This is a genomic window from Acidobacteriota bacterium (assembly GCA_040752915.1).
GTDB lineage: Bacteria > Acidobacteriota > UBA4820 > UBA4820 > DSQY01 > JBFLVU01.
In genome coordinates this window covers 1-10,155 of the sequence record JBFMHB010000003.1, presented here as the reverse complement: position 1 = coordinate 10,155, position 10,155 = coordinate 1, and the positions used below count along the sequence as shown (strand labels likewise).

The window sequence follows — 10,155 nt, the reverse complement described above, 5'->3', positions numbered from 1 at the left end:
AGAAACCGCCCCCCCCTCAGAGGACCCCGCCCATGCGCCTGCCCCAGCCCCTCATTGACATCCTCGGCCGACGGATCGTACGCGCCTTGCTGGACGGAGGGGTGATCGCCAGCGAGCACCCCGACCGCACGTCGGAGAAGGTGGCGCGTCTCATCGCGAGGGACCTCCAGGTGGAGGACGCCCTCACCGACGAGGTGCGGACCCTCCTGGCCGAGCATCACCAGGCCGTCCTTCAGGGAGACGTGGAGATGCACCGCCTCCACGCGAAAATGAAGGGAGAGCTGGCCCAGCGAAGGGGGTACGTGCTCTCCTCGGGCCCGGGCCGGCTTTCCCGCGAGAAGATCCTGGATCTCACGCTCCAGATCCGGGCCCTCCTCCTCAGCGACCCCGAGGTGGAGTATTTCGTCAAGGACGAGGACCTGCGAAGCCATATCCAGAGGGCCTTCGAGCGCGAGATGGCCAGGGACGCCGAGCGGGAAAGAAAGGCGAGGGACAAGGTTCTGGGCATCAAGCGCCGCATCCCCGAAGGCTCCCCCGAGTACCAGGCCCTCTACCAGCAGTTCTACCGGGAACTCCTGGAGAAGGAGGGGTAGAAGGGGCGAAGGTGAGCAGGGGAGGACGGGGCGAAGGGAGGGTGGACGGGCCCTCCCTTGTATGGCTCCCGTGCTATACTTTTGAGCTTTCAGAGGGGACGGCCATGATGAAGGACTGCTTCAAGACCGCCGTGGTGGACGCCCAGAAGTACCGCGAGTGCGCCGTCTGCCCGATCTACCAGGAATGCACCGGCATCGTCGATCAGGGAGGCGCCCGGAAGGCCCACACGGCGGGGTTTGCGCTGGGACTTCTGGCGGCGGCGGCGGGGCTCTTCATCGCCGTGACCCGCTGGGGCGATCTCCCCAACGGGGCCCCGTGGCTCCTGTTCGCGACGGCCGTATACGTCCTCGCCCTCGTCCGGGTCTTCGGCGAAACCCGCGCCGAGATCGCCGAGACCGTGGAGCGGCTGGGGCGAGAAGCCGAGGCCGTGCCCGAGGGCGGCCGTCCCGCACCCGCGCCGGCCACCCACGGCGGCCACGACCACTAAGGCTCGGCAAGAGTCCCGCTGGCGGAACCGGTGGAGGGGCACGGACGATTCCAGGGGCGGGTTGCGCCCCTGGAGCGAATGTTCTGATCTCTTCATCGCCCGATGACCCCGTTGCCTTTCCGCGAAGCCGCGAAGGACGACCCGAAGAGGACCCCATGAACCGCTTCTACATCACGACGCCGATCTACTATGTCAACGATTACCCCCACATCGGTCACGCCTACTGCACCATCTGCGCCGACTTCCTCGCCCGGTACCACCGCTCCATGGGCCACGAGACCTACTTTCTGACGGGTACGGACGAGCACGGGCAGAAGGTGGAGAAGTCCGCCGCGTCCGAGGGCATCACGCCCCAGGCCCTCGCGGACCGGGTGGTGGAGCGCTACCACGAGCTCTGGCGCCAGCTCGACATCTCCCACGACGATTTCATCCGGACCACCGAGGCCCGGCACGAACGGGGCGTTCTGGAGATGCTCCGGAGGCTTCGCGCCGCGGGAGACATCTACAAGGCGGCTTACAAGGGCCCCTACTGCGTCTCCTGCGAGGCCTTCTTTCCCGAGAACCAGGTGGTGGACGGGAAGTGCCCCGACTTCGGCCACCCCATGACGGTCCTCGAGGAGGAGTCCTATTTCTTCCGCCTCTCCAAGTATCAGGAGCCTCTCCTCCGCCTGTACTCGGAGCACCCGGACTTCGTCCTCCCGGCTTCCCGGATGAACGAGGTCCGCTCCTTCGTGGAGTCGGGCCTCAAGGACCTCTCCATCAGCCGGACGAGCATCGCGTGGGGCATCCCCTTCCCGGACGACCCCAGGCACGTGCTCTACGTCTGGCTCGACGCCCTCTCCAACTACATGACGGCCCTCGGCTTCGGATCGGAGGAGACTGCCCTTTACGACCGGTTCTGGCCCGCCGACGTGCACCTCATCGGGAAGGACATCCTCCGCTTCCACGCCGTCTACTGGCCCGCCTTCCTCCTGAGCGCCGGCCTCCCCCTGCCGCGCCACGTCTTCGGCCACGGCTGGTGGATGAAGGACGCCAACAAGATGAGCAAGTCCCTGGGCAACGTCGTGGACCCCCGTCCCTACGCGGCGGAATTCGGGGCCGACGCGGTGCGGTACTTCCTCCTGAGGGACAAGCCCATCGGAACCGACGGCTCCTTTTCCGACGAGGCCTTCCTCGACCGCCTCAATGCCGACCTCGCCAACGACCTGGGGAACCTCGCCTCTCGCCTGACCAACCTTCTCGAACGCCAGGCGGGCGGTGTGGTGGGCACCGGCGACGGGAGCCTCCGTGCGCGCACCCTAGAAATCCTGGACGCCTACCACGCGGCCGTGAAGGACCTTTCGCCCCGTGACGCGCTGCTGGCCCTGTGGGCGCTCCTGTCGGACCTGAACAAGTTTCTGGTGGAGAGGGAGCCGTGGAAGCAAGCCGGAACACCGGAGGCCCTGGCCACCCTCTCCGAAGCTGCCCGCTCCCTCCGCCTCGTGGCCCTCGCGCTGGAGCCCGCCATGCCCTCCTCGGCCCGGGCCGTGGCGAAGGCGCTGGGCTTCGCGCCCGCCACCCTCGCATCGGCCCGATGGGAGGACCCTCAGGCGGGAAGGGCCGTCAAACTCGCCGGCCTGTTCCCCCGCGTTGACAAGAAGGAGTACTTCGCGAGGGCGGCTTCAGGCTCCGAAGGAGCCCGAAACGAACCTGAAAGGAAGAGAGAAATCGCCATGGAAGACGTGAAGCGAGAGCCGCCCTCCCCGGAAGCGGCGACCCAGGCGCCTCAGGAGCCCCCTCGGCTGTCCATCGACGAGTTCCGCCGCGTGGACTTGAGGGCCGGGAAGATCCTCGAGGCCGAGCGCGTGCCCAAGAGCAGCAAGCTCGTGCGGATGATCGTGGACTTCGGCTCCGAGCGCCGGCAGATCGTGGCCGGCATCGGAAAGAAATACGCCCCTGAAGACCTCGTGGGGCGAATCTGCCCCTTCGTCACCAACCTTCAGCCCGCCAGGCTCATGGGCGTCGAATCCAACGGCATGATCATGGCGGGTCACCGGGGCGACGACCCGGTCCTCCTCGCCTTCCTCGAAGACGTGGAGCCCGGGTCGCCCATTACGTGACCGCCGGCGCGCCTCGAATCCCGAACGCCGAGGATTCGGGTGCGGCGGCCTCGAGGAGGACCCTCATGAGGATGCGCACGCTCGCCGCCGTCCACGGCGCGTTGCTGTGGGCCCTGTCCCTTCCGGCCTCCTCCCCGCGGGATCTCGCCGAGGCCGTGAGGCCCGTCCGGACGGCGGGGGCCTACGAAACCGTGGCGCGCCTCTCCTCTCCGGAGTACGCCGGGCGCCTGACGGGCACGGAGGGTTTCGAGAGGGCCGGGCGGTGGGTGGCCGCCGAGGCCGCGGGGGCCGGCCTGAAGGCGCCCGCCGAGTTCCCGGACCACCTCCAGCCTTATCCGGTCCTGCGCGTTTCCATGCGGGCCGCCTCCATGGAGCTAATCCCCGCCGACGGCCAGGGCGAGCCGCGGGCGCTGACGATGTTCAAGGACTTCATGCCCATTCTCACATCGAGCGCCGGTGAGGTGACGTCGGAGGTGGTCTTCGCGGGATTCGGCATCACCGCTCCGGAGCTGGGCCGGGACGACTACGCGGGCCTCGACGTCAAGGGCCGCATCGTGGTCGTCCTGCGCGGCGAGCCCAAGGACGGCCGGGACTGGTCGGCCTACAACGATTCCCACGCCCGCTACGCCAACGCCGCCTCGCACGGAGCCGCGGCGTGCCTTCTGGCGGATCAGGCCGTGGCGAGCCCGAACGGCGAGCCTCTGACGGGGACCCTCACGGGCGAAATCTCGACGGCCTTCGCCGACGAACTCCTCGCCGAAAAGGGCCTCAAATGTGACGACCTGCGCAAGGCCCTCGAGGCGGGGGGCGCGGTCTCCTTCCCCACGGGGCGCCGCCTCCGCTACTCGGTGGACGCCGGCCCGCCGGTGCTTTCCACGGGCTTCAACGTTCTGGCCGTCCTGCCGGGCAGCGACCCCGGCCTCCGGGGCGAGTGCGTCGTGCTCGGCGCCCACCTCGACCACTGCGGCGATTGGCCGCGGCTCCTGCCCGGGGCCGACGACAACGCCTCGGGAAGCGCGGCCCTCCTGGAGGCCGCCCGGGCCGCCGCACGCCTGCGCCCCCGCCCCGCCCGAAGCCTCGTGTTCGCGTGGTTCGGCGGGGAGGAGATGGGCCTCCTGGGCTCCAAACACCTCGCCGCCCATTTCCCGGCCAGTCTCGGCAGGCCCGTGGCCGTGCTCAACCTGGACATGGTGGGTGCGGGGAACGGAGCCTGGGTGGCCGCCGGCCAGAATCACCCGGCGATCTATGCCGCCCTCGAGACGGCCCGCGACCGGGTCGAGCCCACCTTCCAGCTCAAGGCGGGCCTCTCCCGGGGCGAGGCGCGCGCTGATCACGGCCCTTTCCTGAAGGCCGGGATTCCCGCCGTCTCCCTCTTCGGCATGGGGGGCAAGCACGTGGGCTACCACACCCCCGAGGACACGGTCTACTTCATCACGCCCCGGACGATCGAGGCCTCCGCGCGCGTCGCCCTCGCCGCCGCGATCCTGCTTGCGGACGCGCCGCCAGGTCCCGGATGAGCCGTGGTGGATGTCCCGCCTCCCGTAGGCTCCTTGCCAGTTGGCTGTTCCATCCCGGTCCGAATCCGGAAAGGCGCCCCTGGCCGTCCCGGACTCAGGGGGCCTCGTCTTGCGAGCCGGCGGAGGGGATCGTGAAGGTCCCGTCCAGACGCTCCACCATGGCTTCGTAGCGGCTTTCAAGGTCCACGAGCGCCTCTCGATAGGCCGTCTCGTCGAAATCGCCGGCCCTCCGGCGGGCGTCCAGGACGCGCTTCCGGTTCTCCAGCCACAAATCGGGATCGAAATTGTAGGTCACGGCCTCGCCGCCGCGTCGTTTCTCAAAAGGGGCTCGAGGAAGGCCATGTCGAGGGTGAGGCGGAGGTCGGCGGCCTCCCAGAGGGACTCCTGGACGGTGAGGTTGGGGCCGCTGCGGGGCCCGTGGGCGAGGGCGAAGGTGAGGCCCTCCCGCTTCACGATCTTCACCGCGGGAACGAAGTCCCCGTCCCCCGACAGGAGGACGATGGCGTCCACGGAACGGCGGGCGGCGGCGTAGACCATCTCCACGGCGAGGAGGACGTCCACCTGCTTCTGTTCCAGAACCGGCTTCCCCGTCTCCTCGTCGAGGCCCCGAAAGGCCAGACGGCCGAGCTTGACCTCGAATCGGTCCAGCTTCTGGAGACGCTGGTAGAAGCCTTCCTTCCGCCGGTAGGCCTCCTGCTCCTCCGGCGATGGGGTCCCCGACAGATACGGGAGGCAGTTGAAGTAGACGCACCGCAGGAGAGAAAACCCGAAGTGGTCGCAGATGGCTCTGGACATGCGGCCGTAGTCCAGCCGCGGCGAGCCGAAGCTCCGCTGGAGGAAATCGAGGTAGCCGCCGTCGATGAGAAGGAGCGCCTTGCCGTTCACGGGCGGCGCCCTCAGTGCCTCACCGTCATGGCGCCCAGGGCGATGGAGAGCATCTTGGCCTCGGGCGTGTCGGACCGGCTGGGGATCAGCACCGGAGCCGCCGCGCCCATGATGACGTGGGCCAGGCGCAGCTTGGCGAAGTAGGTGGTGGATTTGGCCAGGAGGTTGGCGGACACGATGTCCGGGCACAGGAGGATGTCGGCCCGGCCCGCCACGTCCCCGGCGTGGCCCTTCTTCGCCACGGCCTCGGGGGAGATGGCCAGGTCGAGACTCAGGGGGCCTTCCACCTCGCAGTCCGCGATCTGGCCGCAATGGGCCATTCGGGTGAGGGCCGCCGCGTCCATGCTGGGGGCGTGGCCCGGCAGAACGTTTTCCACGGCCGAAAGGACGGCCACGCGGGGCCGGGCGCACCCGAGCTTGTGGTACAGCGTCACGGCGTTCTCGAGGATCTGGCGCTTGGCGGCCAGATCGGGCTGGAGGTTGATGCCCCCGTCCGTGATGCAGACCAACCGAACGCCGTCTTTGCAGGGGCACTCGAAGAGGAAGGCGTCGGACAGGAGGCGGCCGGTTCTCAGCCCGTTCTCCCGGTCGAGGACGGCGTGCATGAGCGTTCCCGTCTGGGTCTTGCCCTTGAGGAGGATCTGGCCCTCTCCGGACCGAACGATTTCCACCGCCCGGCGCACGGCGCTCTCCTCGTCGGGGGCGTCGGCGATCTCCGCGTGTTGAAGCCGCTTCGGCAGGGCGTCGATGGCCGGCCCGATGAGTCCCGGGTCCCCCACCAGGATGCTTCGGGCGAGCCCCTTTTCCTCTGCGGCGAGGAGGGCGGAAAGGGCCGCGCCATCCTGCCCGCAGGCCACGACGACCGTGTAAGGAGCCCGCTTGAGGGCGACTTCCAGAACCTTGTCGAACTCAGTGAGCCGGACGGACATGTTCCACCCCCCTGCGGAACGCCTTCAGGCATGCGGCCTGGATCTTCTTCGGGAAGCGCTGGCCGATGGCGGCCTCCCAGTTGGCCTCGGTCATGGAAAGCTTCATGGAGAGGGCCCCGAGGAGGATGAGGTTGACCATTCGGAGGTCCCCCTCCTCGCGGGCGATGGTCACGGCGTCCACCCAGACGAGGTTCGGGGCTTTGGCGGCGAGGACCCCGTCGATGTCGGGAACGTACCCCGAGTCCTTCTTGAGGCTCTGGGTCAGGGGCGGGATCTCGAGGGGGCAGACGTAGACCGTGCCGTCGGCGCGCAAGTAATCCAGGTAACGCAGGGCCTCGAGCTTCTCGAAGGCCACGAGAAAGTGCGCCCCACCCCTCGGGATCAGGGAAGAGGGAACCTCGGGACCGATCCGAACATGCGTGTCCACGTTCCCTCCCCGCTGGGCCATGCCGTGGACTTCGCTCATCTTGACGTCCAGGCCCGCATCCACCGCCGCCAGGGCGAGGACGCGGCTGCTCGTCAGGATGCCCTGTCCTCCCACGCCCGCAAACAGGATGTTGGTGATCTCCATGTCCTTCTCCCCATCAGGGCTCGTTCTTCGCGCCGGGCCCCCAGGTTCAGGGCCAGCGGGTCCTGCCTTCAGGCCCCGATTGAACCAGGCGGACCCCCCGGCTCGGGGCGTCCCGCCCGCCGAACATCAGGCCCCCGGGGGCGTTTTCTCCCCCTGCACGGAGGGCAGCGAAATGCAGCCGGCTTCGCAGACCTGAACGCAGACGCCGCACCCCGTGCAGAGGTCGGGATCCAGATCGGGGAAACCTTCCTTCTCGTGGATGCCCATGCATCCCACGCGGATGCACGCCCCGCAGCGGTCGCAGTTCTCCAAGTGGATCTCCACGGGGGTGCCCTTCGGGATCCGCCCACCCAACAGGCATGGAGCCACGGCCACCACGACGGAGACCTCGGGGGCCTGGAGTTCCTCCTCAAGGACCCTTCGGGTCTTCTCGAGATCGTAGGGATCCACCTCCACCACTCGCTTCACGCCGAGGGCCCGACAAACCTCCGCCACGTTGAGCTGGGGCGCGTCGTTGCCACGGATGTCCTTGCCGGTGCCCGGGTGGGGCTGGCCGCCGGTCATCGCCGTCCATCGGTTGTCGAGGATGACCAGGGTGGCGTGGCTGCCGTTGACGATCATGTCCACCAGGGCGGGAATGCCCGAGTGGAAGAACGTGGAGTCCCCGATGACGCCGAGGGTCTTTCCCTTTTCCTTGGGTCCGCCGAACTTCTCCAGGCCTTCGGCCATCCCCACCGAGGCGCCCATGCACATGCAGGAGTCCATGGCGCCCAGCGGCTTGAGGGCGCCCAGGGTATAGCAGCCGATGTCCCCCATGACGCGCAGCTTCATTTCCCGGAACAGGGTGAACATGCCGCGGTGGCTGCAGCCGGGGCAAAGGGTGGGTGGACGAGAGGGGACCTTGAGGTCCCCGAGGTCCACCGTGACCTTGCTCCTCGGGGCGCCCAGCAAAGCCGTCTCCACCAGGGGGAGGTTCAGTTCCCCGGTGTACGGGAAGAGCCCTCGCCCGCCCGCGACGGCGATCCCTTCGGCCCGGATGGACTCCTCCAGATAGGGCTCCAGCTCCTCCACGACGAAGAGGCGCTTCACCATTCCGGAAAAGCGGCGGATGCGCTCCATGGGAAGCGGGTGCGTGAGCCCGAGCTTGAGAATCCATGCCTCGGGGAGAGACTCGCGGACGTATCCGAAGCTCACCCCGGAGGTGACGACGCCGACGTCCGAGGTCCCCGTGAGGATGGGGTTCCACAGGTCGCTCTCCTCGCCGAAGGCCTTGGCCGCCCGCAGGCGCTCCTCCACTTTGTGGCGGCGCTCCCGAGCGTGGCTCGGGAGCATGACGAACTTGGGGATGTCCTTGAGGTAGCCCTTGCTTTTCCAATCCACGCGGTCGGCGGGCCGCGCCACCCCCGTCTGGTGGCACACGCGCGTCGTCATGCGGAGGATCACCGGGGAGTCGAAGCGCTCCGAGAGGGCGAAGGCCTCCCTCGCCATCCACCGCGATTCGTCCACGTCGTAGGGCTCCACCATGAGGACCTTGGCCGCCCTGGCGATGGCACGGTTGTCCTGTTCGTCCTGGCTGGAATGCATGCCCGGGTCGTCGGCGGAAACCACCACGAGCCCGCCGCCCACGCCCATGTAGGAGGAGGAGAAGAGGGGATCGGCGGCCACGTTCAGGCCCACGTGTTTCATGGTCACCAGGGCGCGCGTCCCCGCAAGGGACGCCCCCATGGCCACCTCGTACCCCACCTTCTCGTTCGGGGCCCACTGGACCACCACGTCCTCGTACGCGGCCAGGGCCTCGAGGATCTCCGTGCTGGGCGTGCCGGGGTATCCCGACCCGAAGCCCACCCTGGCTTCCCAGGCGCCGCGGGCCACGGCCTCGTTTCCAAGCATCAGCTTTCGCATGTCGCATCTCCGGGATAGGGGTTGGCCCTCTCCTCCCCCCGCAGGACTCGGAAGGCCCCGGCGGCCAGGGCCTCCATCTCGAACTCGCCGGGGAAGCGGAAGAGGGGGGCGAGCGGGGCGACCCGATCGGAAACCCAGGTGCAGAAGAGGTTGGAGTGGGCGAGCCCGCCCGTGAGGACCACCGCGTCCAGCCGGCAGCACAGGACCGTGGCCATGGCTCCGATCTCCTTCGCCGTCTGGTAGGCCATGGCCTCGTAGACCTCCCGAGCCTTCAGGTCCCCCTGCGCGATGCGGGACTCCACTTCGAGCGCGTCGTGGGTTCCCAGGTGGGCCATCAGGCCGCCCTCCTTGGTCGTCATGCGCTTGAGATCGGCGGCGCTCACGGACCCCGAGAAGCACAGTTTGATCAGGGGCTGGGTGGGAAGGGTCCCCGCCCGCGTCGGGGAGAAGGGGCCTCCCGAGTTGGCGTTGTTCGTGTCCACGATGCGCCCGCCCTCCATGGGGACGATGGAAAAACCGCCGCCGAGGTGGGCCACCACGAGGCGGCTCTCGGACAGCTTCTTGCCGATCCTCTCGCAGGCCTTCCGCGCCGCGGCGTGGAGGTTGAGCGCGTGGGAGAGGGCCTGCCTCGAAAGGCCGGGCAGCCCCGAATACCGGGCCAGCGGGGTCATCTCGTCCACCGCCACCGGGTCCACCACAAAGGCGGGGATCCCCCGCTCCGAGGCCAGCTCGTGGGCGATGAGGCACCCGAGATTGGACACGTGCTCGCCCTGGTAGCCCCGGCGGGCGTCCTCGAGCATGGCCTCGCTCACGACGAGCGTCCCGGAAGGTACGGGGCGGATCAGGCCGCCCCGGCCCACCACCGCGTGAAGGGGCTCCGCCCCGTGGCGGGCCAGGAACTCCCGGGCGGCCTGCACACGGGTCGGAAGCTGGGCGAGAAGAGGCCCCTTTTCGTGCGGGGCGGATACGGTCTCCTCCGCCTCCCGCCCGACCGTCGAATAGAGCGCCAGCTTGGTTCCCGTGCTCCCGGGATTGACGACCAGCACACGGTACAGTTCGGCCATCGCAGTCTCCTGCGCAAGGGATGATGGTAAGGGCCCCGGCCCCGACCCACAAGGTTTGATCCCAAGCCCCTTGTACGGTGGGGCTTATCACGCCCACCCGAGGGGTT

Annotated in this window: 10 protein-coding genes; 4 read left to right on the top strand and 6 right to left on the bottom strand. The window is 68.6% G+C overall.

Annotation, left to right across the window (positions count from 1 at the left end):
- From AB1824_01105 to AB1824_01090, 4 genes are all read left to right on the top strand, one after another.
- Positions 1–593: DUF507 family protein (locus tag AB1824_01105; GenBank protein ID MEW5763547.1), on the top strand; the 593-nt coding region annotated here is incomplete at its 5' end.
- Positions 594–697: 104 nt separating this feature from the next.
- Positions 698–1,081: a hypothetical protein gene (locus AB1824_01100; GenBank protein MEW5763546.1), complete on the top strand. Its 384-nt coding sequence runs from the start codon at positions 698–700 to the stop codon at positions 1,079–1,081.
- A gap of 155 nt (positions 1,082–1,236) precedes the next feature.
- Entirely contained in the window at positions 1,237–3,180 is a 1,944-nt protein-coding gene (metG, locus tag AB1824_01095; protein ID MEW5763545.1) for a methionine--tRNA ligase, read from the top strand.
- A 65-nt stretch (positions 3,181–3,245) separates the two neighbouring features.
- Positions 3,246–4,697, top strand: a complete 1,452-nt coding sequence (locus AB1824_01090) for a M20/M25/M40 family metallo-hydrolase (protein ID MEW5763544.1) — start codon at positions 3,246–3,248, stop codon at positions 4,695–4,697.
- 94 nt (positions 4,698–4,791) lie between these two features.
- On the opposite strand, the gene AB1824_01085 is transcribed toward AB1824_01090, so the two are convergent.
- The 6 genes from AB1824_01085 to buk form a co-directional block, all read right to left on the bottom strand.
- Entirely contained in the window at positions 4,792–4,992 is a 201-nt protein-coding gene (locus AB1824_01085) for a hypothetical protein (GenBank protein MEW5763543.1), read from the bottom strand.
- A complete protein-coding gene (locus tag AB1824_01080; GenBank protein ID MEW5763542.1) occupies positions 4,989–5,582 on the bottom strand; it encodes an NYN domain-containing protein in 594 nt (197 codons plus the stop codon). The genes AB1824_01085 and AB1824_01080 overlap by 4 nt, the downstream gene beginning before the upstream one ends.
- A gap of 11 nt (positions 5,583–5,593) precedes the next feature.
- Positions 5,594–6,511, bottom strand: a complete 918-nt coding sequence (locus AB1824_01075; GenBank protein ID MEW5763541.1) for a phosphate acyltransferase — start codon at positions 6,509–6,511, stop codon at positions 5,594–5,596.
- Positions 6,492–7,082, bottom strand: a complete 591-nt coding sequence (locus AB1824_01070; GenBank protein ID MEW5763540.1) for an indolepyruvate oxidoreductase subunit beta — start codon at positions 7,080–7,082, stop codon at positions 6,492–6,494. The genes AB1824_01075 and AB1824_01070 overlap by 20 nt, the downstream gene beginning before the upstream one ends.
- A gap of 126 nt (positions 7,083–7,208) precedes the next feature.
- Positions 7,209–8,984, bottom strand: a complete 1,776-nt coding sequence (locus AB1824_01065) for a thiamine pyrophosphate-dependent enzyme (protein ID MEW5763539.1) — start codon at positions 8,982–8,984, stop codon at positions 7,209–7,211.
- Entirely contained in the window at positions 8,972–10,048 is a 1,077-nt protein-coding gene (gene buk / locus AB1824_01060; GenBank protein ID MEW5763538.1) for a butyrate kinase, read from the bottom strand. Before buk ends, AB1824_01065 begins: the two co-directional genes overlap by 13 nt.
- Positions 10,049–10,155: the final 107 nt, after the last annotated feature.